The 23,117-nt window shown below is 51.1% G+C and carries 18 protein-coding genes; 7 read left to right on the top strand and 11 right to left on the bottom strand.

Translation table 11 applies throughout. The features are described 5' to 3' along the window. The first annotated feature begins 609 nt into the window (after window positions 1–609). A complete protein-coding gene (locus JJD41_RS20785) occupies window positions 610–852 on the top strand; it encodes a hypothetical protein (RefSeq protein WP_200669430.1) in 243 nt (80 codons plus the stop codon). A gap of 124 nt (window positions 853–976) precedes the next feature. Here the strand turns inward: JJD41_RS20785 and minE are convergent, their stop codons facing one another. From minE to JJD41_RS20750, 7 genes are all read right to left on the bottom strand, one after another. Further along, the gene (minE, locus tag JJD41_RS20780) at window positions 977–1,306 is read right to left on the bottom strand and encodes a cell division topological specificity factor MinE (RefSeq protein WP_200669429.1); all 330 of its coding nucleotides are present in this window, start codon (window positions 1,304–1,306) and stop codon (window positions 977–979) included. Between the two features lie 25 nt (window positions 1,307–1,331). Then, window positions 1,332–2,141, bottom strand: a complete 810-nt coding sequence (gene minD, locus JJD41_RS20775) for a septum site-determining protein MinD (RefSeq protein WP_200669428.1) — start codon at window positions 2,139–2,141, stop codon at window positions 1,332–1,334. A 213-nt stretch (window positions 2,142–2,354) separates the two neighbouring features. Continuing rightward, entirely contained in the window at window positions 2,355–3,476 is a 1,122-nt protein-coding gene (gene minC / locus JJD41_RS20770) for a septum site-determining protein MinC (RefSeq protein WP_370583911.1), read from the bottom strand. A 1-nt stretch (window position 3,477) separates the two neighbouring features. Further along, window positions 3,478–5,298, bottom strand: a complete 1,821-nt coding sequence (locus JJD41_RS20765; protein WP_200669427.1) for a tetratricopeptide repeat protein — start codon at window positions 5,296–5,298, stop codon at window positions 3,478–3,480. Window positions 5,299–5,528: 230 nt separating this feature from the next. Further along, on the bottom strand, window positions 5,529–6,851 hold the full coding sequence (locus JJD41_RS20760; protein ID WP_200669426.1) for a four-carbon acid sugar kinase family protein: 1,323 nt from the start codon (window positions 6,849–6,851) through the stop codon (window positions 5,529–5,531). 144 nt (window positions 6,852–6,995) lie between these two features. Then, entirely contained in the window at window positions 6,996–7,715 is a 720-nt protein-coding gene (locus tag JJD41_RS20755; protein ID WP_200669425.1) for a hypothetical protein, read from the bottom strand. 46 nt (window positions 7,716–7,761) lie between these two features. Then, entirely contained in the window at window positions 7,762–8,454 is a 693-nt protein-coding gene (locus tag JJD41_RS20750; protein ID WP_200669424.1) for a hypothetical protein, read from the bottom strand. Between the two features lie 420 nt (window positions 8,455–8,874). Here JJD41_RS20750 and JJD41_RS20745 point away from each other — a divergent pair, with 420 nt between their 5' ends. Continuing rightward, window positions 8,875–9,222: an Hpt domain-containing protein gene (locus tag JJD41_RS20745; RefSeq protein WP_200669423.1), complete on the top strand. Its 348-nt coding sequence runs from the start codon at window positions 8,875–8,877 to the stop codon at window positions 9,220–9,222. A 491-nt stretch (window positions 9,223–9,713) separates the two neighbouring features. Continuing rightward, window positions 9,714–12,335: a GAF domain-containing sensor histidine kinase gene (locus JJD41_RS20740; RefSeq protein WP_200669422.1), complete on the top strand. Its 2,622-nt coding sequence runs from the start codon at window positions 9,714–9,716 to the stop codon at window positions 12,333–12,335. A gap of 113 nt (window positions 12,336–12,448) precedes the next feature. Here JJD41_RS20740 and JJD41_RS20735 read toward each other — a convergent pair whose 3' ends face one another. Continuing rightward, the gene (locus JJD41_RS20735) at window positions 12,449–13,555 is read right to left on the bottom strand and encodes a hypothetical protein (RefSeq protein ID WP_200669421.1); all 1,107 of its coding nucleotides are present in this window, start codon (window positions 13,553–13,555) and stop codon (window positions 12,449–12,451) included. A gap of 219 nt (window positions 13,556–13,774) precedes the next feature. Here JJD41_RS20735 and aroC point away from each other — a divergent pair, with 219 nt between their 5' ends. Further along, window positions 13,775–14,881: a chorismate synthase gene (gene aroC, locus JJD41_RS20730; protein ID WP_168569916.1), complete on the top strand. Its 1,107-nt coding sequence runs from the start codon at window positions 13,775–13,777 to the stop codon at window positions 14,879–14,881. A gap of 151 nt (window positions 14,882–15,032) precedes the next feature. After that, a complete protein-coding gene (locus JJD41_RS20725; protein WP_200669420.1) occupies window positions 15,033–15,911 on the top strand; it encodes an MBL fold metallo-hydrolase in 879 nt (292 codons plus the stop codon). Window positions 15,912–16,016: 105 nt separating this feature from the next. Here JJD41_RS20725 and JJD41_RS20720 read toward each other — a convergent pair whose 3' ends face one another. Further along, window positions 16,017–16,967, bottom strand: a complete 951-nt coding sequence (locus JJD41_RS20720; protein ID WP_200669419.1) for an alpha/beta fold hydrolase — start codon at window positions 16,965–16,967, stop codon at window positions 16,017–16,019. A 149-nt stretch (window positions 16,968–17,116) separates the two neighbouring features. After that, the gene (locus JJD41_RS20715) at window positions 17,117–17,434 is read right to left on the bottom strand and encodes a DUF1232 domain-containing protein (RefSeq protein ID WP_168569913.1); all 318 of its coding nucleotides are present in this window, start codon (window positions 17,432–17,434) and stop codon (window positions 17,117–17,119) included. A gap of 1,200 nt (window positions 17,435–18,634) precedes the next feature. Here JJD41_RS20715 and pruA point away from each other — a divergent pair. Beyond that, on the top strand, window positions 18,635–21,610 hold the full coding sequence (gene pruA / locus JJD41_RS20710; protein ID WP_200669418.1) for an L-glutamate gamma-semialdehyde dehydrogenase: 2,976 nt from the start codon (window positions 18,635–18,637) through the stop codon (window positions 21,608–21,610). Window positions 21,611–21,621: 11 nt separating this feature from the next. Here pruA and JJD41_RS20705 read toward each other — a convergent pair whose 3' ends face one another. Beyond that, window positions 21,622–22,335: an HAD family hydrolase gene (locus tag JJD41_RS20705; protein WP_200669417.1), complete on the bottom strand. Its 714-nt coding sequence runs from the start codon at window positions 22,333–22,335 to the stop codon at window positions 21,622–21,624. 276 nt (window positions 22,336–22,611) lie between these two features. Here JJD41_RS20705 and JJD41_RS20700 point away from each other — a divergent pair, with 276 nt between their 5' ends. Then, window positions 22,612–23,037: a ribonuclease HI family protein gene (locus JJD41_RS20700; protein WP_200669416.1), complete on the top strand. Its 426-nt coding sequence runs from the start codon at window positions 22,612–22,614 to the stop codon at window positions 23,035–23,037. Window positions 23,038–23,117 lie beyond the last annotated feature (80 nt).

Below are 23,117 nucleotides of genomic sequence, written 5' to 3'. Positions count from 1 at the left end.
CTACGTGAAATAGTAAATCATCTTTGGGCAATGAAGTGGCGTCCCAGATTTTTATATTTTGATTTTTGGATTGAATTGTTGCACGATCGACTGTTTCATTAAATTGAGTAAACCGATCTGCATCAAAAGTAAAAGGATAAACAAAATAAATAAATGATGAGCGATGGTTGACCGTTACTTGTTCGAGTTGCATTTAATTTTCCCCCTTCTTTGCATCGTTTTTTTCCGAAGCCATCAACATCCTATAATCATCCCTCTTTCAGATGGGCATATGCTCTATTTCTCAAGAAAAAAACTGATACATTTTTTAGGGTGGCAACAATATAAACATTATAAATTAAAGAGTTGCTTTGGGGAAACTCTAAATCTCACTAGCTTTGGTAACAACCATTAAATATTCAATTGTTTATCAATTGGCTTGATTATACAATAAATGGCCAATCCCTTTATCTAACTTTTGTAAAAATTAAATAAAGTTCATGTTGTGCAATGACTTTGAGTAAGAGTAAAGAGTTAAGAAGTTCACAGAGGTATAGAGAAATTGGATGGTAGAGACCTCGATCGCACCGAACGAGCCAGAAATCCGCTCTCGATCGCCTCCGGGAACAGTTGCGAACGGCGATCCCTTTCGCCTCACCCCATCAATCTCGACTCGGTCACATTTCCCTCGGACGCATTCTCGATCCGATTGGCGAAATGGTGTTTAAACAATTGCAAGACTTTGTTACCGACGCGCTCGATCGCGACTACGGCACTTTTTACATCACGCAAGCGCACTACGTCCACGAACGTCGTTGGTATATGGAAGCGTGCGAGACGATCCGAACTTTACCTTTTGCCGGATCGCGCTAAGGGCGATCGCCCCCGGAATTCGGGTGGAAAGACTAAAAAATATCCAAAATACCTTTACAAATCATCTTAAATAGGATAAGTAAAGGCGGGTGAGAGGTAGATGCAAGAGGCGGCGATCGCCCGGTCAGGTGGAAGACGGGGCGGGTTCGTCCGGAGAGGGGGCGGCTTCCTCCGATTCGGACTTGCGATCTTCCTTCACCCGTCGGATCGGCAAATTGGCAATTAATGCCGTCGCCCGTTGATTATTTTCTAAAGAGAACTCCAACCCTTCCCCATCGAGTTCGACATAGCGAGAAACGACCTCTAAAATTTCCTGGCGCATCGCTTCGACCGTTTCCGGGGTCAGGTCGGCGCGATCGTGAGCCAGAACCAGTTTTAGACGGCGCTTGACCTCTTCGCGACTGTTTGCAGCCGCCGTTCGAGTAAAAAGCCTTTCAATCAGTTCGCTAATCATGAAGCTGTTGGGGAATGGTAGAGCCTTAAATAATCTTAGCTGATAATACTTTACGCAACCACGAGAAAAAGCCATCCTTGGGGGCGTCAATGTCAATAAAATCGACCTGCTCGCCTTCGATGCGGCGGGCGATATTTTCAAATGCCGATCGCGCAAAACAGGAATTTTCTTCAGCTAAAACTAAGGGTTCCCCGCGATTCGTAGAAACGATCACTTTCTCGTCATCGGGAATCACGCCGATCAACCCGATCGCCAAAATTTCGCGAACGTCATCGACAGACATCATATCATTCGCTTCGATCATCGCCGGTTTAATGCGATTGACGATTAAATTAATGCGGCGAACCCCATTGGCTTCGAGTAAGCCGACCACCCGGTCGGCGTCGCGAACGGCGGCAATTTCCGGCGTCGTCACGATTACGGCTTCTTTCGCTCCGGCGATCGCATTTTGAAATCCTTGTTCGATCCCCGCAGGAGAATCGATCAAAATGTAGTCGAATTTATCGGTGAGTTGACCGACAACCTGCTTCATCTGTTCTGGCGTGACCGCATCTTTCATGCGATTTTGTGCCGCAGGTAATAACGACAAACGGGGCTGTCTTTTATCTTTAACCAGGGCTTGTTCCAAACGACATTGACCCGCTAGGAATTCGACGGCGGTGTAGACGATCCGGTTTTCCAAACCCAGCAGCAAATCTAGATTTCTCAAACCGAAATCGGCGTCGATTACGGCAACGTTACGGCCCATTTTAGCCAGAGCCATTCCCAGGTTGGCCGTGCAAGTGGTTTTACCCACTCCTCCCTTACCAGATGTAATGACAATAATGCGACTCATGGAATAGGATGACTCTCAATCAAACTGCTGGTGAATAGTTTCACGATCCGACTGCCGAATCCGACCGACCGCGCGGGAAAGTTCCCCGATCTCAAGATCGAGCGATCGGACGAGCTTAATCCTAACTCGATTTGAAGGTTTGCGGATTCAATTTAGCACAGGCGAGGCGATCGCACTTGACGATCTGTTCAGCCGTTTCCAGCTCATTCACCCTCATTCAGAAAGGAATTGCGCTTTAGAAAAATCCACAGCCCGCGCGATGCGAATGCCTTGCGGCGAAACATAAGCCACTTCAGGATAAAACTGCGAGGGCGTTTCCGGGGCCCGCGCCACGAAATCGGCGATCCGGATTTGGGTGGGTTCCATTTCTAAGGCCATGATCGAGGCGCGATTGTTGCCGTTGGCCCCCGCATGGGCGATCCCGCGCAAGCGTCCCCAAACGAGGATATCGCCATCGGCGATTAAGGTTCCCCCGGGATTGACATCGCCATTGACGATGATATGCCCGGGATGGCGGATTTCCAAACCCGATCGCACGGTGGTTTCTAAATACAGGGGATCGGCGAGGGCTTTTCCTTCGGCGCTATTTCCGGTTTGGAAGGCGCTAGGCATGGCCTTCTGTTCGACGGAGTAGCCTGCAGTGGCGGCGGCGACGGCAGTTTGACGCCGGGTGGTGTAAATCCGCGCCAGTTGCAGTTTGGCGTCGGCTAAGGCTTCGGAGATCGTCTGTAATTGTCGCGCGTCGAGGAGGCGATCGAACGCGAGCAGGTTGACCGAGGTGTTGGCTTGCCAAAAGCGATCGCCCGCATTCAGCCGATGCTGCAGTTGCTGGCAAATCTCGTTCCAGGTGACCGCTACCGGGGCGTTTTCCTCTTTCTTGTCGCTTTCTGGCGGCAAAATTAACAGCAATCGCCCGTCTTCTTCGGTTTTAAACCGGACTTGCGCGTTCGGATCGACGGGACGGGTGGACTCGGTGGACGAATCCTCATTCTCCGACGGTTCTGAGGGGCTATCCTCCGAGGTCGCCGGGGTTTTTGAAGTTTCTGAGGTTTCTGGCGTTTCTGAGGTTTCTGAGGTTTCTGAGGGTTCTGCGGTTTCTGGCGTTTCTGGGGTTTCTGGCGTCTGTGATGCTGAAGCGGCTACAGTTTCGGCAATCGCGTCAGGAGACTCGCCCTTTTGAGATTGATTCGTTTCGGAGGAAGACACGGAAGAATTGGAACTCATGCAAGTGTAAATACTGGTGGCAATCCTTAACAGGGATTCTACGTCATTTTTCGAGTCCGAGGGCAACGATCGCCCGTAAATTGCGATCGCCTCGTCGCGAACCGCCGTCAACTCAGACTCGATCCGCCCTTTCGATCGCCTCTTTTAAGGCTTCTAAATCTACACAAATATCTTCATAAAGCGGATGGGGATAACGTCGTCTCTGTTGAGGGCGATCGCGGTAAAATTCGCTTAAATCTTTTCCCATTAAATAATAATATTGTAGATGGCGCAGATTGGCGATCGCCCAATAGTTAATCGAAATCGCTTGCGGCGAAAAAATTTCAATGACCCGGGTTTCCGGTTCGCAAAAAACAAGATTGGTCAATCCGGCACCGTGAGGGGCGACGATCGCCCGCGCTTGCGAAAATAAGCCCACTTGTTCCCGAAACGAGAGCGATTCTAACGAGACTTTCACAAATCCAAATTGACTTAAATAGGCGATCGTTTCCCCTTCGTTGACCACGCGCCGATAACTCGCTTGTTCGCGACTGATATAAAGGCGATCGCCGATGTTTTTAACGGTCTCACTCACCCGAGCATGGCGAAGAAACAACTCGCGCAAAAATTCGCAAGTTCGAGGGGTCATCAATCCCGGATCGCCCGGTAATGAAGGCGCGATTAGTCGTTCGGTTTGGACGTGAGGATAGAGACGACTTTCGACGAGGCGATCGTTGTCGATTCCCAATAAAGATAAGCTTTCTTGTTGATAGGGTAAATGAGTGCTGTTGACGATAAAGCGATCTATGCTTTGCCAGTCTATCCCCGCCGCGCGCAATAATTCAAACCGTCCGAGAAGGTCGGACATCCAGTGAAAATAAGTTTGACCGCCGCGAACGGATAAAAAGGCGATCGTCCCGTTTAATTCTACTGGTTCGGGCAGCTTTTCCGATAAGGCAATTAATTCGGAACTCCCTTGGGATAGGGGAAGGACGAGGGTGCGATCGCAGGTTAAAATAGCACTCAAGTGTTTGGAACCCCAGGCAATGGCGCGATCGAACTGGGCGATAAAACTGGCAGAATAGAGATATTCTTTCCATTTAAAATAAGGGTGAAATTGACGATCTCCATTGCGCGGTTTGTTGAATTTTATAACTCCTGCAGGATGCAGCATTTGACAGGGAAATTGCGGGCGATCGCCCGGATTGGCGCGATCGGGAATGACGGACAACGGGCGATCGGGATAACATCGTTGTTTTAAAAGATTTTCCGGCAGCAAATGCAAGGCAAAATCGAAAGATTCGCCCAGTTTTCCTAGATCTTTATAAAAATAACTTAAATTCAGATAAGCCGCTTCAAAATCGGGGTCAATTTGCAAGGTTTCGAGATAACAAGCGATCGCCGCTTCGTGTTGCTGTCGGTCTCTGAGTAGATTTCCCAAACTGAAGTAAGCTGAACCGAACCGAGGGGCGATCGCGATCGCTTGTCGATAATTTAATTCCGCCTCTCGATCTCGTCCTATCTGCCGATAAACGATTCCGAGATTAAGGTAAGTTTCTGCCGAATTTGGATTATTTTTTAAAGCTTTTTGATAGCAAGTTATGGCTGTTTCTGTTTGTTTTAAGTCTATCAACAAGTTTCCTAAATTAAAATAAAAGTCTGGCGATTCTAAAGCGGGATTCAAGTGAAACGCCTCTTCAAAATAGGCGATCGCCTCGTGCCATTTTTGTTGTTGCAGCGATCGCTTTCCTAGAAATTGATAGAATTCGGCAACTTTCCGAGAAATTTCCGCAGAATTTGCAGAAACTTCCGACGCTTTCTCGTAAGCACGCAAGGCTGCTTCAAATTTATTCTGTTTTTGGTAAATTTTGGCAATATTTAGATAATATTCAGCGTGCTGGGGAGAGTCTAGAATCCGTTGTTGGTGGCGATCGAGTTTTCGGCGTTGGTTCATTCTTAAATTTGTACAAAAACTATGATTTTAGTCTAATTTAACCGATTAAAAAATGAATGGAAGCGTCCGAATTGAACGAGAGAGATCGTGGGGGGATAGATTACCTTTTCCACGGCAATGACAGATTAATTACGGGTCGGATGATGAGAAAAACTGTAACCATCGACAACCATCAATCAAATAAGAATCAAGAGAAAGGTGGGGATGACCCACCTTTAACTAAAAATGCTTCAACTTTGGTTGCTCAAGCGTCGATAAACCGTCCTTAAGCCTTGATTGTCGCCGACATTTCCGGGAAAGAGAACCACAGGTAAATCGGGAAATTTCGGACAGTCTTTCGGCGTTCGCACGATCGAACACCCGGGTAAAACTTGGCCGAGTAATCGTGCCGTTTGTAGCGCCAACCCCGTACTTAAAACATCGTTGGAAGTGATCCCGCCTTTACTAATTAAAAAGCCGATATCTTCAGGTAAACCGCGCACGATATCCATTAATAAGGCGGACACTGCGGCGCCAAATTGCAGGCGAATATCTACACTATCAAAGACTAATTCTTCACGACTGGTATAAATCACCGGAGTTTTACCGGACTGGCGAACTTGGCGGACTTTTTCCAAGATTTCGTGTAGCAATTCGTCCCGTTCCTTGTCGGACTCTTCGAGCAAGTGAGATACGTCCACTTCGATGCCGACGACAGAAGGATCTTCTAACAAGTGTTCGAGTTGCTGGGTCGTCTTTTTCACGTGAGAACCGACGAGGACGACGCCGGGTTTCTCCGACCGAGCAAATTGTGCCATATCTTCGGCGGCGACGGGTTGGGGGCCGAGATTGGCGAGGGAGGTGAGCAAGCTGGCGGCGCTGCGGAACAGGAACCGTTTGCCTTGACTGGCGGCGGCGAGGAGGTCGGCGGCGAAGCGATCGAGGTCGGCTTGAGTCTCTGCATCGACGGCGCAGCAACGGTTTCCGATCAGTTGCATCAGTCGGTCTCGGCTTCCGGCGCGGAGGTCGGCGAGCAGGAAGCGTTCGACGTTTTGGGCGGGGATCCGTCCTTTGGTTTTTTCGGCAACGTAATCGGGGAGATAGCTGTGTTGGTAGCCGAATACGGAGTCTTTGGCGAATTCGGTTTCGTGGACGGGGGTTTCGACGCCATCGACGAGTAGGTAATGAGTGCTATCCTTTGTGACTCGTCCGCCTTCAAAAAAGGCTGGGGTGAGAAAATGAGCGTCAAAGGGGCCGAGTTCTTCGGCGATGACGTCGGTTTCGATGGGATAGTGACCGCGCAGGGTGGAGTCGGAGCGACTGACGACGAGGAAATCTTGGATTCCTTCGTTGGCGATCGCCGTTTTCAGGTTTTGACAGACTTCGCGGGTAATTTCGGCGGCTTTTTCTGGGGTGAGCGATCGCGTGTTGGTGAGGATAAAGAAAATCGGCGACTCGTCGCGCAAACCTATCGATAGGGTTTCTACATCCCAGCGCATCAATAACAAGCAGCTATGAACGGTTTGGGAACCTGTGGGGTCGTCGTCGAGAACGATAATTTTCGGTTGACTCATGTGAAATCCATGTTGCTAACGGTTGTTATTTTCTCATTTCTGCTGGCGTTAAAACTTGGGGAGGACTCGATGAGGTGCGCGAAATCAAAAAAAATCCCCTATAGTAGGGGTAAGGTAGGCGCGATCGCCGATGGGAGTCAACGGTTAATATCTCGGTCGGTGTTGCTGCAGTTTTTGAATTTCTCCTTGGGTACTGAGGGCAATTTGTAAAGCTTCGTCGAGTAAGCGTCCCCGTTCGCTGGCTTTGTCGGTGACTTGTAAGGCTTCGAGGGCCGTCAAGTTGCTGGCGAATAGTTCGGGATTGCGTTCGATAAAGGTCTTGTTTTCTCTTAAAATGCGTTCGGTTTTTAAAGCAGAAATTAAATGACGGCGGGTGATTTTTAAGGCGGCAATGACTTCGGAACGGTTGGTGAGTTTGACTTCGGGATTGCCGACGTCTTCGAGTTGGTCGTTGAGGTCGATCGCCCGAATTAAATCGTTATAATTATCGATATCGTCGAGAATTCCGAGCAGGGATTTACTGTGATAAGTGTTGTTTTGCAACCACAATAGGCGAACAAAAAATGAAAGAACTGCCGCTCCCAAACCGAGGGTGAGAAAAATCGCCCAAGGGGACGTGTTGGGAAAGGCTAAATCGATGGTCATGCCTTTAAGATGCCAGGTGATAATATCGGCGAGGGTCAAGCTGGCAAAAAAGACAATGACGGTTAAGCTCCCGTTGACTAACAGTTCTTTATAGAAAAAACTCGATTTTTTTTCACGATCTTGAAGAATAGACGAGCGAATGAGGTCGTCTGTCGCAACTCCACACAAGCGGCGGAGTTCTCCTTTACTAATTTCCAATCCTTCTAAATCTCGTCTCACGGTTTCTTACTCCCGCTCATCGCCTGGTCGCTTGGACGATCGCCCTTCAGCCTAAATTTCGATCGCGAGGATCGCATAATTTGGCTAGTTCTTGTCTGGTGTTGAGGGCAATGTTTAAGGCTTCGGCGAGTAGGCGTCCGTGTTCGGTGGCGCGATCGCTGACCTGGAGTGCGGTTAAAGCGGTTAAGTTATTGGTAAATAGTTCGGGATTGCGGTTGATAAAATATCGATTTTTTCTCATAATCCGTTCGGTTTTTAAGGCGCGAATTAAATCGTCTCGGGTTAAATAGAGTGCTTCGATGACGCGATCGCGGTTCTCTAATTTAACTTGGGGATTTCCCGCTTCTTCGAGTCGGTCGTTGATATCGATGGTTTTGATAACGGCATTATAACGGTCGATGTCTTGCAGCAACCCGATGAGGGAGTTTCCCATGCGGTATTTCAACCAGAGAAACTGGATCGATTTGGCGATCGCGATCGCCACGGCGAGTTCGATAACGAAGGCGAAGATCTGGTAAGTCACTCCCCATCCGAGTTGACTGCTGACCCAACCGTGCGTTAAGGCGACAAAAGCGGCGACGATCGTCGAAAAATGCCGAAAAACCCAGGGAACGTCCGGCCCGAGATCGAGGGTCATCAAGGTTTCGATGGAGGGTCGCAGGAGAACTTCAGCATCGATACCACTGAGTTGGTGGATCTGTCGTTTGCTAATGGGTAAGCCTTCTAGATCGGGTTTCACCAGTCCCTTTCCTCGGAGTTCTCAATTGACAAACGGACGCGAAATCAATGAGGAGTGACTCCCCGCGATCGCGGAGGGTTGCAGTCTTTTCCTATTTTGGCATAGCCCGCGCGATCCCCTGGGTCGGCCACCGGAACTCCCCGGAATTTTCTCCCGTCACAATTTTGAGGTCGATCGGTAGGGGGCGATCGCCCGATCGAACGCGGTTAAGTCTCTTACTTGGTATCGAAAACAGGGACGATCTCAGAGAAAAAACAAGGGGGGCGCTTCCCTAGGAAAGGAGGTCTGGTTACAATTACAAGATGCCTAAAAACTGGGCGATCGCCCGGTTAACGACCCCAAATCCGGTGGTTTCCCCAACAGGTAGCTCGTCCCATCGAGGGCAATGGTGCCTCAAGAGAGATAATTTTTGCTGTACAGATGAACTGGGAAAATATGTTCGATTTCGAGCGTTTAGAGGAAATTTCCGGAGGAGATCTGGAATTTCAACGAGAAATCCTCGAAGCTTTTCTAGAAGATTCGCGGGAAACCTTAGTAAGAGTTCGCCAAAGTTGGCAAACCCAAGATGCGGGGGCGATCGCCGATGGCGCCCACCAAATCAAGGGTTCCAGTAGCAATGTCGGCGCTTCCTCGATTCAGAAAATCGCCCTAGAATTGGAACGTCAGGCCAAACAGGGTAATTTGAGCGATACGTTAGCGGCGATCGAAGGCTTAGAAGAACAACTCGACGGCGTCAGCCTGTTTATCCGGGAGCGATTGTCGGTGTGACGGAGCGCTCCGGTCGGGAGGGGGGAGACTCCCGACTTGAAAGATACTTTTCCGCTCGATTTTTTCTCTTTAAGTATAAATTTTTGACCGTTCCCTCCGATGCAGTTCTCGGGATGGTCGATGCGTTTAAAGGGTCGAAAACCCTTGTCAGGCTTGAATTTCAACTAAATATTACAAATTAAATCGTTAGTTTAAGATGTAACATAGACTACAATTGTCGATCTAAAACTCCCCTAAGTTATAAAGAGATTGACCATAAATTTGCTTTTAAACCTGAAGTTCAATTATTTTTCGATAGCGCCTTATCAATCTCTTCAATCTATAAACAAAGAGCAACTCAAGACAGAAATCAAATCCTGTGAGAAGGGGGAGAGTGCATTGAGTTCGCTCTGACTGGCGACAACAACGAAGATTCTGGGTGTGGTGTCGTGATCTTAAATTCCTTTTTTCTTTTTTCTCCCAGTCGTCCACCTCTATCTTCCGAGCCTCCGTTGCAACTGACAGAGATTCAAGACCCCAAAGAGCGCAGCACCGTGCTGCGAACCACGATCGGCAAAATTTGGAACTCCCGAGACTTTAGCGCGATCGTGCAGACGGCAGTGAACGAACTGTCGGCGTTACTCGATCTCGACGGCTGTAATTTCTTTTGGTATACCCCGGAGTCCCGGACAGTTCAGGTCGTCTGCGAACGGTGGAGCGACGATCGCCCCAGTGGCCCGCTCGGTAGCTATCCGGTCGAGCGCCTCGGAGCTGTCGCCGCCGGGATCGAGCGCGGCGAGGCGATCGCGAGTTCTGGGGAGACGGAGGGCGACGCGGCGACGCCGTTCGGGGCGATCTCCTACCTGTTCGTTCCCGTCGAATCTCCCGAAGGCGGATACGGCTATATCGGCGGGTTCGAGGCGGGGTCGAGGGAGTGGTCGGCGATCGAACTCGAATTCGTCCAACTGATCGCCCAACAACTGGCGATCGCCATCCATCAAGCCCAACTCTACGATCGCGTCAAAAAACAAGCCCAACGAGAACGACTGGTCAACCAAATTACCAGCCAAACGCGCCAAAGCTTCGACCTCGAAACGATTTTAACCCAGGCGATCGAACAAGTTTTAGAAGCCCTCGAAATCGATCGCTGCTTGGTTCACCTAGTCGAACAACCCAACCACGGCGATCGCGATCGCGGTTTCGACTCGTTCAAACGGCTCAATCGCGAGCTATTCGCCCCGGATCTCGACCCGGATGTCGCCTTTCGGCGCGCCCACCTGTTTGAAACTTGCCGCGAACCGTTTGCCAGTTCGATCGACGACTTCGACACCCACGGACCGATTTCGGAATGGGTAATCCAGCACCGCCAACCCGCGATCGTCAACGACGTCAGCGCCGACTCGCGCATCGGCACTCACAATCCGGAATATCAGAAAGCCGAGATCAAATCCTCCCTCGTCGTTCCCGTGCAAGCGAACGGCATCCTGCACGCGATCCTATATTTAAACCAATGTTCTCGGGTGCGCTACTGGTCGAAACACGACCGCGAACTCGCCCAAGCCGTCGCCGACCAACTGGCCATTTCCATCCAACAAGCCTGTCTGTACGCCCAAACCCGCGCTTCGATGGAACGAGAATCCCTGTTGCGCTTCATCGGCGAGCAGATCCGGCGAACCCTCGACCTGCAAACGATCTTGACCACGGTGGTGCGCGAAGTGCGCTCCTGCTTCGACAGCGATCGCGTGGCGATTTACCAATTCCAACCCGGGCGATCGGGCAAAATCGTCGTCGAAGAAAACAGCGTCACCCCCTCCCTGAGCGAAATTGTCCGACCCGACGATGATTTCTGCCGCGATTGCGAGCAATACCTCCAGCAGCATCCCAATAGCAGCGTGCGGGCGATCGACAACGTGCGCCACGCCGGATTCGATGCGGACCAACTCGCCTACTGGCAGCACCTGCAAGTCCACGCCAGCATGAGCGTCCCGATCGCGATCGGTTCCGAGTTGTGGGGGGTGTTGGTGGTTCAAGAATGCCAGCAACCGCGCAGTTGGCTGTCTTCGGAAATGTACCTGCTCGAACAGTTGGCCGATCGCCTCGCGATCGCCATCAAACAAGCTCAACTGTACGAACAAGCGCGCCTCGCGGCGGTCAGCGCCCAAATGAAAGCCGGAGAACTCGAAGCCGCCTTAAATCAACTGCGCGAAACTCAAAGTCAGTTGATCCAAAGCGAGAAAATGTCCAGTCTCGGTCAACTGGTCGCCGGAGTCGCCCACGAGATTAACAATCCGGTTAACTTTATCTACGGCAATCTCTCTCATGTCGATGGCTACACCGAAGATTTACTGCATCTGATCGAACTGTACCGACAACACTATCCCGATCCGGTGGCGGCGATCGCCGATTATGCCGAACAAATCGACCTCGAATTCTTGAGCGAAGATATGCCCAAGATCGTCAACTCGATGAAAATCGGCGCCGATCGCATTCGCGAAATCGTCCTTTCCCTACGCAATTTCTCGCGCACCGACCAAGCGGAAATGAAACGGGTAGACATTCACGAAGGGATCGACAGTACCCTGTTAATTTTACAAAACCGCCTCAAAGCCAAACCCGGCCATCCCGCGATCGAAATTGTTAAAGAATACGGGGATTTACCTCGGGTCGAATGTTATACCGGGCAGTTGAATCAAGTGTTTATGAATATTCTCGGCAACGCGATCGACGCCCTGGAAGGTTATAACAAAAAACGCTCTCGCGAAGAAATGGCCCAACATCCCAACCGGATTTTAATTCAAACCTTCCCCCTCAAAGCCGACGGCCAACCGTGGACCCCCGAGAGCGATCGCGCGATTCCCGACAAGGTGGCGATCGCCATCTCCGACAACGGCGAAGGCATGAATCACGAGGTTCGCGCCCGTTTGTTCGACCCCTTCTTCACCACCAAACCCGTCGGCAAAGGAACCGGATTGGGACTGTCGATCAGCTATCAGATTATCGTCGAAAAACATAAAGGCAGCCTCCAATGTATTTCCGCTCCCGGACAAGGGGCTCAATTTAGAATCGAAATTCCCGTGCGTCAACTGCCCGAAGCGACCAAAAAAAAAGAACGGAGTTTAGCCGCCGTCAATTAGTCTCTTTCGGAACGATTTTTATCAAAAATTGATTTAAAATTGGGTTGCAATCTGCTCGAAAGATCGCCAACTCCGGATCGTCGATCGCCGGGGTTGGCTGTCGTCTTTTGTCATTAAATCGTCGCCATTTCCAGATAAGGAATCCGACCGTCCAAGCGATCGAAAGCGGCACGGTCTTCCCAATAGTGGAGGACGAACAAGTGCCCGCCTGCGTCGATGCGGCGGTAGTCGCCCAAGACTTCAGCCAAGGGATCGCCCTCGTGCAAGCCGACAATAAAATAATGCCATTCTCCCCGACGGCGATCGCGGTATAGGTGGCGCAATAAGGCGCGAAAAATCTGGGGATCGTTGTCGCGAATCGCCACAAAACCGACGTAAAAACAAGGCACCGCCGCCCCCGGTTCCGGAAGAGGTCGGAGCGGGGTCAGACGGGCGATCGCGTTGTAAAACGGTCGCATTGTCCCTAAAGCCCGGCTGTATTTTTCGACATGGGTTTGACTAAAACTGCGCCGATCCCAGGCGGCGATCGCCCCGACGATCTCGTTCTCTCGCACGGCTAGATAGAAGTCTTCCGGGTTTAATCCTCGTAAGCGATTCGTTTGAAAATCTTCGACAAAATAACACGGTGCAAATTGTTTGTTCGCCTGTTCCAAGCGGACAAATTCTAAAATTTTTGCTAAATTTTGCCAACTGCCACGCTCGAATCGTACTCCAGAAATGCGAATTTCGGGTTTAGGTAAATCGAGATAAATGGCCGGAGTTTGAATGAAACCCACCTCTCGATATTCCGGCAACCCCGCCCGTCCGCCGACTAAATTTTCTAAGGCGTTGCGATTGCCATCGAGAATGAGAGAATAATATAAAGAAACGGGATCGGCGTCGTGAAGTTGTCGCAAAAAGCGATAACCTCTGGCGACGATCGTCCCCCGGCGATAGGCGGGATGAATCCGTAAATCGGCGAGATAACCGCAACGTTGGATCGTTCCATTTATCCATAACCGATTGGTCAGGCGACTGCCCAAACCGACAATTTGCCCGGTGTGAGTATCGGTACATTTAATCACCTGAAACGAGCGTCCTTGAACCTGACAGCCGCGAAAATAATTCGGTTCGCGGCGAAAACTGACTGAAATTTCGCCTTCCATCCAATCCCGGGCCATGCGATCGCGCAATTGGGCGTCATCGTCGGCAGTGGCGAGTGCAAAGACATATCGACTCACGATCGGTTCTCCAGATCGAAACTCATGGCAAAACTATAAAACTTCATCATGTTATTGAGGGGTAGGGAGGGGAGAACGATCGCCTTGAGGGGGCGCACTCGGGGGGATGGAGGCGATCGCGATCGCCCCGCGCCCCAGGAAGCGAGATCGGGCGGGTCTCATCCCCGTCGGCGATTTCGGTTAAAATACAAGTTCCAACGGCTCTCGTGATAGGAGATCATGGGCAACACTTTCGGGCATCTTTTTCGGATTACAACGTTTGGAGAATCTCATGGCGGAGGAGTAGGCGTCGTCATCGATGGATGCCCGCCCCAGATCGAGATTTCCGCAGAAGAAATTCAAGTCGAACTCGATCGCCGTCGTCCGGGACAGAGCAAAATCACCACCCCGCGCCGGGAAACTGACACCTGCGAAATTCTGTCCGGAGTTTTTCAAGGCCAAACCCTGGGAACCTCGATCTGTATTTTGGTTCGTAATAAGGACGCGCGACCCCAAGATTACAGCGAAATGGCGGAAAAATACCGCCCGTCCCACGCCGATGCCACTTACGATGCCAAATACGGGATTCGCAACTGGCAGGGGGGCGGACGGTCTTCAGCCCGCGAAACCATCGGACGGGTCGCCGCCGGGGCCATTGCTAAAAAAATTCTCAAGCAAATCGCCGGGGTGGAGATCGTCGGGTACGTTAAAAGAATTAAAGATTTAGAAGCGGTAGTCGATCCGAATACGGTGACCTTAGAACAAGTGGAAAGCAATATCGTGCGCTCTCCCGACGGGGAATTTGCCAACCGGGCGATCGAAGAAATCGATCGTTACCTGCGTCAGGGCGATTCCGTCGGCGGGGTCGTCGAATGTGTCGCCCGCAACGTTCCCAAAGGCTTGGGAATGCCCGTATTCGACAAACTCGAAGCCGATTTAGCCAAAGCGGTGATGTCTTTACCTGCGAGTAAAGGATTTGAAATTGGTTCGGGTTTTGCCGGAACCTTACTGACGGGCAGCGAGCATAATGATGAATTTTATATCGACGAAGCCGGGCAAATTCGCACGGTAACCAATCGTTCCGGGGGCATCCAAGGGGGGATCTCGAACGGAGAACATATTATCCTGAGAGCCGCCTTCAAGCCGACTGCTACAATTCGCAAAGAACAGCGCACGGTCACGCGATCGGGCGAGGAAACCGTACTCGCGGCGAAAGGACGCCACGATCCTTGCGTGTTACCCAGAGCGGTGCCGATGGTGGAAGCGATGGTCGCTCTCGTTTTGTGCGATCACCTCCTGCGCCATCAGGCTCAATGCCATACGGTGCGATCGCCCATCGAGGGCTAATGCGTTGGCGTCGATCCGGGACAATTGCCGATCGCCTGTGCCAAAGTAGATCGGGATCGGGATCGACCATGACAGGCTTTATCCGTGGTGGTTGTCCGGCTTTGCCCGATACCATAGTACCTGAGCCATGTAAAGGAATTTAAGAGCCAGTATGGAAACTAGCCCTTCCTCCAATCAATTTGTCGTCCAGTTTTGGGGCGTTCGCGGCAGTGTTCCTGCCCCTGGTAAGGATACGGTTCGCTATGGCGGCAATACCTCCTGTATCGAAATGCGCATTGATGGCAAACGCTTGATTTTTGATGCGGGTACGGGATTGCAAATGCTCGGCCAACAGTTACAGGCCCAAATGCCCGTAGAAGCCTACATGTTTTTTACCCACTACCATTGGGATCACATTCAAGGCTTCCCTTTCTTTACCCCCGCTTTCATTCGTGGCAACTCCTTTAAAATTCACGGAGCCCTCCCCCCCGATGCCGAATCCATTCAAGAGCATTTCATCGAACGGATTTTGCACCCCAATTCCCCGGTTCCCCTAGAAGGAATGCAGGCGGATCTCAACTTTTATGAAATTGTTTGTGGAGAGAATTTTAAACTCGACGATATCAAAATCGAAACCGGACCGCTCAATCATCCCAATACGGCCATGGGATATCGAGTGACGTGGAACGGTCACTCGGTATTTTACTGTACCGATACGGAACATTTTCCCGATCGCATCGATGAAAACGTCCTCGAACTTGCCCAAGGGGCGGATGTTTTGATCTACGATGCCATGTACACCGACGAAGAGTATCACAACCCGAAATCGCCGAAAATTGGCTGGGGTCATTCCACGTGGCAAGAAGGGGTCAAGGTCGCCAAAGAAGCGGGGGTCAAACAGTTAGTGATTTTCCATCACGATCCGACCCATCACGATGATTTTCTCGACGAAATGGCGGTTAAAGTGCGCGGGGCTTTCCCGAATTCGGTTCTCGCCCGCGAAGGCTTGATCCTCGACGTTCTCAAAAGCGGTACGCCCGTGGCGGTGTAGTCGTCCGGGGCGGCGAGGAAATTAAGATCGATCGCGCGATCGTCGATCGCCTGAATTCGCCCTCAATCCATTAAAACGGCTCGATCTCACGGAAATTTGATGCGTCTACATCGATGAGGAAAGCCGACGCACAAAAGGCACGATCGCCGTCGCGAAGTCCCCAGGAGTTTCGTAAGGCATGACATTGCGCCCGGAAATTTTTGTCCCTTCTCCTTTCGGTAAATATTTGAGATAGTCATTGAGGCGATCGTCGGGACTTTCTCGTTCGCCTTCTTTGCTGATACTCGATGCTTTTTCGCCCATCACAACCAGGGTAGGTTGGGCGATCGCTTCGATTTGTTGTTGGTAATTTTCTCGCCAAAATCCAGCTAAAAACGAAAATACGGCATAACGACTCGCTTCGTTACTGGCGCCGTTTTCTAACATCCCCAACCAATCTTCTCCCACATCTTCGGGGCGATCGAACAGTTGCCGAACCGAGAACGATCGCAGAAATTCCCGACGACGGGCATAGCGATAAAAACCCCGTCCGACTAAACTATCAAAAAATAAATTCCACAGCAATTTTTGACGCAGGGGCGGCGTCGCTTTGGTAATCAAGGGCCACGATGGCGGTCCGGATAACACCAATCCTTTCACGAAAGGATTCGCAACCCGGTCGGGGTTTTCCTCTCCAGTTGTTTCAATTTGGACTAATTTAATCGCCACGGGAAATAACGCCCCTTGCACGACCAAAATCGCCGATCGCCCGACAATATTTTTGAGGAAATACTGTAATTGCTGCGCCCAATCGGCGGGAGTATAGGCGATATGGGGCATGTCGCTTTCACCGCAACCGAGTAAGTCGGGATTGTAAATCGGGTTAGCATTCGGTAACGATTGCCAGCGATCGCAAAATCGATCCCAAAACGCTTTCGACAATCCCACGCCAATCGGATGAACTAACACTAGGGGAACTTGACTGGAGTCGGCGTTGGGGCGATCGACTCGATAAGCGCATCGATAACCTTTCCATTGATAAAACTGGGTGTTTTGTGAAGTTACAGTTTGAGTCATCTTGGCATTTAAAAAGGATTCTGACGGACAATACTTGTTGTAACAATACTTGTTTGAAATTAAGCTAATCGAGACGTATTCAATTCAAAAAGGCGATCGATGTTCGACCATCAACTTCAACCCTTTTGTGAACTCACTCCCGATAAAATTCAATCGAGAGAAACCGCATCGACATCGATCGTTTGTTGCGAAGTTTCGGCGCGATCGCCCCCCGTCGCATCCACTCCCCTCCCGTCAAACACCTGACGAGTTTGCCACCATTCGCGGATAATTTCAGAAATACTGGTGGCGAACAAAAGTAAAAGCGCAATATCGTCAATTTGTCCGATTAACGGCAGTAAATCCGGGGATAAATCCAGAGGACTGACGAGGTAGAGCAAACTCCCTAAAATCACCATCCAGCGAGATTTTGGATTGCGAAGGGCTTGGCTGTAGAGTTGGGTAACAAAATCGATAGGGGATTTCATTGGCAATCAGTTTTTAAAAAACTTGGGCAACAATGGCAATTTTAGTAATTTTATCATGGCTGAGGCGATCGCCTCTCGATGGAGAAGAGAAAAAAGGCAAGAGGGAGAAATAGGGTGGCCATGCTACCCTTACTATTGTATTGACTCCAGATATTAGATGTATTTTTGATTGCGTATTTTAGCGACAAAATTAGAATTTTGACCAAAATTTACCAGTCCGACTAGACGCACCACAGACAGATTCGATAGAGAACAGCAAGGTCGATCGCTTTTTAACTGTAGAAATATTCAGGTTAGCTCAAAAGAGAGACAGTTGTTTATTCGAGTTAATCTAGGTCGGCGATCGTGATTTTAAATACTTTTAAACTCCGCATTATTCATATTTACTCTTAATTCACTACTCTTGCTATCATCACTGGCAAGGTCAGCACTCTGGATCGCAACTTTTTATTATCCTTACTTCGACAATCTTTTAAGGGTTTAAAACTTTCAGGAGATAACAAGCTGTACAACTGACGTTCGATTTGTTCCACTGGGGGTGTAGTGAGTTGGATTGGCCTCCTCAAATCGGGATGACCACAAGAACCAGGATATTTTGTGCTCATAATTCTATCAAGTTGTTAACCAGCAATATAGAGGAAAGAACCTATAGGGGTCTCTGATGATTTTACATATTGAGATCCCCTTTTTGCTTAAGTTGAGACCAATGGAACCTACCCCTCCAAAATCACCGATTAATTGCACGAGATCGCCCCAACTCTTTGCAATTGAGCAAAAATACTGAATCTTCCCCTAGTTTGTGGAAGGGCGATCGCGATCTTTCCAAAATGGCTAATGTTAACAAAGCCCCCAATGGCTAGAAAGAAACCCGTTAACCGCCACCAAAACCGCCTCAACTGCGAACTTTGCACTCTAAACTCTCAAATAGCCGATCGCTTTTTGTCAACAAACCTTAACCTTGTAGCACGAAACGACAATTGTTAAAAAAGTTACAATATTGAGTCGGTTCGGTCGGATGCCAGAGGGCGATCGTCAAGACTGAAATTGAAGGATTTCCGAAGATCGAGACAGTCTCGTCAATACTTCGGTCGTTGCTGCACAATCGAAACCCCTCCAATTTTCTTAAAAGTCTCGACACAAGCCCGTCCGAAAGCAATCCTACAGACCGAAAATGTCAGCAGGTGGAGGCCCAAGTCAGTCGTGGTTGTCGATCTTAACCAAAATTCCTACGAAGCGAAAACCCAAGAAATTGCCAGAGATCTTTTAGCGGCAACCCGGGAAAAACGCTCGTTTTTTGCCCAAATTCAAGATAAAATGCGCCTCGACGATAAATTACTGGCGTGGGCAATGAGCAGTCCCGGTTTGCGGGTGCAGTTGTTTCGCTTCATCGACTGCTTGCCCGCGTTGCGATCCAAAGCGGAAATTGCCCGTCACCTCCAAGAATATCTCACCACCGAAGACGTCGAACTTCCCGACGCCCTCAAAAAATTAATTAGCTTTAGCGGAAACGATTCCGTCCCGGGAACCGTAGCGGCGACGACGGTGGCGACCGGCGTGGAAACCCTCGCCCAAAAATATATCGCCGGAGCGACCGTCAAACAGGCGATCGAGACCCTCAAACGCCTGCGAAAGGAAAAAATGGGGTTCACCCTCGATTTGCTCGGCGAGGCGGTGATTACCGAGGCGGAAGCGAAAGCCTATTTGCAAAACTACCTCGATTTAACCGAGCAGTTGACCGAGGCGGCTCAAAGCTGGTCGAAAGTGGCTGCAATTGACGAAGCGGACGGCGAGACTCTGCCTCGGGTGCAAGTTTCAGTGAAGCTCACCGCTTTTTATTCCCAATTCGATCCGGTGGACGAACGCGGAAGTGAGGAACGAGTCGCCGATCGCATCCGCACCTTGTTGCGCCACGCTCAAAAAGTCGGGGCGGCGGTTCACTTCGACATGGAACAGTACGAGTATAAAGATTTAACCCTGTCGATCCTCAAACGGCTGTTACTCGAAGACGAATTTCGCGATCGCTCCGACCTCGGGGTCACCCTACAAGCTTATCTGCGCGACAGTTACGCCGATTTAAAAGACCTGATCGCCTGGGCCAAACAACGGGGAACCCCTGTCACCGTGCGCTTGGTCAAAGGGGCGTACTGGGACCAGGAAACGATTAAAGCCCAACAAAAACATTGGCCGCAAGTCGTGTATAACGACAAGGCGGCGACCGATGCCAATTACGAACGGATGACCCAGTTATTGCTGGAAAATCACGAGTATTTGTATGCGGCGATCGGGTCTCATAACGTGCGATCGCAGGCTCTGGCGATCGCGATCGCGGAAAGCTTGCAAATCCCCCGCCGCCGTTTCGAGTGCCAAGTCCTCTACGGAATGGGGGACAAACTCGCCAAGGCGATCGCCCAACGGGGTCACCGCGTGCGCGTCTACTGCCCTTACGGCGAACTGCTGCCGGGAATGGCCTATCTGATCCGCCGCTTGCTCGAAAATACCGCCAACAGCTCCTTTTTACGCCAAAATCTCGAAAATCGCCCGGTCGAAGAATTGATCGCGCCGCCGCAAGGAGACGAGAAGGCGGAGGTCGCCATTCACGGCGAAGCCTTCCCGGAAGCGGCACCGGATACGGATTTCGCCGAAGCGCAAGCCCGTCAAAACGCCTGGGACGCCCTCAAACAGGTGCGCCAAAACCTCGGCAAAACCTATTTACCGATCGTCAACGGCGAACCCGTCAACACGATCGATCGCGTCGATTCCGTCAATCCCTCGAATCCGGAGGAAGTCATCGGCACGATCGGCTTATTATCCCTCGAACAGGGCGATCGCGCGATCGCCGCCGCCAAAGCTGCCTTACCCGCTTGGCGACGCACCCCCGCCGCCGAACGGGTCGCGATTTTACGCAAAGCCGGAGATCTGATGGAACGGCGGCGCTTTCACCTGTGCGCCTGGATGATGCTCGAAGTCGGCAAACCGTTGCGCGAGTGCGATGCAGAAGTCACCGAGGCGATCGACTTTTGCCGCTATTACGCAGCGCAAATGGAGGCGATCGATCGCGGTTACAACTTCGACGTCGCGGGAGAAACGGACCGCTACCACTACCAACCGCGCGGGATTACGGTAGTGATTTCGCCGTGGAACTTCCCCCTCGCCATTCCCACGGGGATGACCGTCGCTTCTTTGGTGGCGGGGAACTGCACCTTATTAAAACCTGCGGAAGTCTCTTCGGTGATTGCGGCGCAAATTGCCGAAATTCTCGTAGAAGCGGGGATTCCTCCCGGAGTATTCCAGTACGTCCCCTGTAAGGGTTCGACGGTGGGGGCGCATTTGGTCAAGCATCCCGATGTCAATACGATCGCCTTTACCGGATCTCAAGAGGTCGGCTGTCGGATTTACGCCGATGCGGCGATTTTGCAACCGGGACAAACGCACCTCAAGCGCGTGATTGCGGAAATGGGGGGCAAAAATGGCGTCATCATCGACGAAAGCGCCGATTTAGACCAGGCGGTGGCGGGGGTCGTACAGTCGGCGTTCGGTTATAGCGGTCAGAAATGTTCTGCCTGTTCGCGGGCGATCGTTCTCGATGCGGTTTACGATACCTTTGTGGCACGGTTGCGCGAGGCGACGCGATCGCTCAATGTCGGCCCGGCGGAGGATCCGAGTACCCAGGTCGGTCCGACGATCGACGCTACGGCGCGCGATCGCATCGGCGAGTACATCGCCAAGGGGAAAGCGCAAGCGGAGGTCTTGGTGGAAGTTCCGGCGCCGGATACGGGCTATTTCGTCGGTCCGATCGTGTTTGGGGAGGTCAAACCGGAGGCGGAGATCGCCCAAGAGGAAATTTTCGGTCCGGTCTTGGCGGTGATTCGCGCCCGAGATTTTGACGAAGCCCTGGCGATCGCTAACGGCACGAATTATGCCCTCACCGGGGGCTTGTACTCGCGCACCCCGTCTCACATCGAACGGGCGAAAGCGGAGTTTGAAGTCGGTAACTTATATATCAATCGCGGCATTACCGGGGCGATCGTCTCCCGTCAGCCCTTCGGCGGCTTTAAGTTGTCCGGGGTCGGGTCGAAAGCGGGCGGTCCGGATTACGTGCTGCAATTCCTCGAACCGCGCACGATAACTGAAAACGTCCAACGGCAAGGGTTTGCCCCGATTGAAGGGGTGGATTGAGTGCGGGGGAGTTAGGAGACGCTTCGCGATTCTCCTGGGGAGACGCTTCGCGTCTTCTCCCTCGGATCCGGGGCGATCGCTTCGAGATCGTCCCACAACTGAGGGGCCGTGAAGTCGGCGATGACTTGTGAAGCGCCGATCGCCCGCAAGGTCTCGGGGTCGTGGGTGGAGGCGACGCCAATGGTATAAATCCCGGCGGCGGTGGCGGAACGGATGCCGGAGGGGGAGTCTTCAAAGGCGATCGCCTCTTGCGGGGAAAGACCCAACTGCTGCAAAGTCTGTTGATAGGGAAGCGGATCCGGTTTTCCGGCGGGGAGATCTTCGGCGATCGTCACCGGGGCAAAGCGATCGCTCAGGTGCAAAATGTCTAGCATGAAACGAACGTTTTCGCGGGGGGCGTTGGTGACGACGGCGCACTTTAAGGCGCGATCGCTCGCCCAAGCGAGTAATTCCGTCAATCCGGACAGGGGTTGCAATTGAGTCGCAAATTGGCGAAATTGTGCTTCTTTTTCGTCAGCCACCCGCGCCGCTTGTTCGGGGGAAAGATGGGGGAGTAGATCGGCGACGATCGCCGGATTGAGTCGTCCGCTCATCTGTTTTTGATAAAACTCTCGATCGATTTCTAAGTCATAAGTTCTCAGCAATTCTTGCCAAGTTAGAAAATGAATCGGATCGGTATTGGCTAAAGTTCCGTCTAAATCGAATAAAATGGCGGCGATCGTCATGGGGTAAGTTGTTGTTAAATCAGGTGGACGGATAATCGTTTTTTACCATAACATCGCCGCGATCGGGGACGATCTCGTTTTTCACCCGATTAACCTCTTCTTAACCCTAAAAAGGGTAAACTTAGATGGAAATGAGATCGAAACAGACCGCCCCTCGATTTTGAGAACCGAACGTTTGGTCGGGTTTTATTTTAACTGGGCTCGACGATCGCGGGCGATCGCAGGCGATCGATTGGCGCTACAATACGAATTCTGAATGTGGAGAATCAACTTAAAATGCACGTCACTATTTACTCCGATGGAGCCTCCCGAAAAAACCCCGGTCCGGCGGGCGCGGGCGCGGTGTTAGTCGATGAAGAAGGGAATGTTTTAGAAGAACTGGCCAAATATTTAGGCATCGCCACCAACAATCAAGCGGAATATCAAGGGGCCATTCTCGGTTTAGAAAAAGCCCTAGAAATCGGAGTCAAACGGGTCAGGTTGCGTGCGGACAGCCAACTGATGATCAAACAAATTCGCGGCGAATATCGGGTTAAAAATCCCGCTTTAAAACCGTTATACGATCGCGTCATGACTTTACTGAGTCGCTTTGAAGGTTACGACCCGCCGGAACACATTCGCCGGGAACAAAATCGCGAAGCGGACGCTCAAGCCAACCGCGCCATCGACGAGTACGAACGCGATCGCCAGGAAGCGTCCTAGAGCAAGGTTGCCGCCAGCTCCGGAGATCGTTAAGGCCACGGAGTGCTATATATAGCATATCTAAAACATACGCCTGTCGT

The organism is Oxynema mangrovii CENA135, assembly GCF_016632315.1.
Taxonomy (GTDB): domain Bacteria; phylum Cyanobacteriota; class Cyanobacteriia; order Cyanobacteriales; family Laspinemataceae; genus Oxynema; species Oxynema aestuarii.
The sequence above is the reverse complement of the archived record's forward strand: the minus strand, read 5'-3'. Positions and strand labels throughout refer to the sequence as shown.

Coding starts and splice junctions, on each gene's coding strand:
- JJD41_RS20725 (WP_200669420.1), top strand. CDS start 15,033: ATGGAAACTAGCCCTTCCTCCAATCAATTTGTCGTCCAGTTTTGGGGC.
- JJD41_RS20765 (WP_200669427.1), bottom strand. CDS start 5,298: ATGAACCAACGCCGAAAACTCGATCGCCACCAACAACGGATTCTAGAC.
- minE (WP_200669429.1), bottom strand. CDS start 1,306: ATGATTAGCGAACTGATTGAAAGGCTTTTTACTCGAACGGCGGCTGCA.
- aroC (WP_168569916.1), top strand. CDS start 13,775: ATGGGCAACACTTTCGGGCATCTTTTTCGGATTACAACGTTTGGAGAA.
- JJD41_RS20745 (WP_200669423.1), top strand. CDS start 8,875: ATGAACTGGGAAAATATGTTCGATTTCGAGCGTTTAGAGGAAATTTCC.
- minD (WP_200669428.1), bottom strand. CDS start 2,141: ATGAGTCGCATTATTGTCATTACATCTGGTAAGGGAGGAGTGGGTAAA.
- JJD41_RS20720 (WP_200669419.1), bottom strand. CDS start 16,967: ATGACTCAAACTGTAACTTCACAAAACACCCAGTTTTATCAATGGAAA.
- JJD41_RS20760 (WP_200669426.1), bottom strand. CDS start 6,851: ATGAGTCAACCGAAAATTATCGTTCTCGACGACGACCCCACAGGTTCC.
- JJD41_RS20705 (WP_200669417.1), bottom strand. CDS start 22,335: ATGACGATCGCCGCCATTTTATTCGATTTAGACGGAACTTTAGCCAAT.
- JJD41_RS20715 (WP_168569913.1), bottom strand. CDS start 17,434: ATGAAATCCCCTATCGATTTTGTTACCCAACTCTACAGCCAAGCCCTT.
- JJD41_RS20700 (WP_200669416.1), top strand. CDS start 22,612: ATGCACGTCACTATTTACTCCGATGGAGCCTCCCGAAAAAACCCCGGT.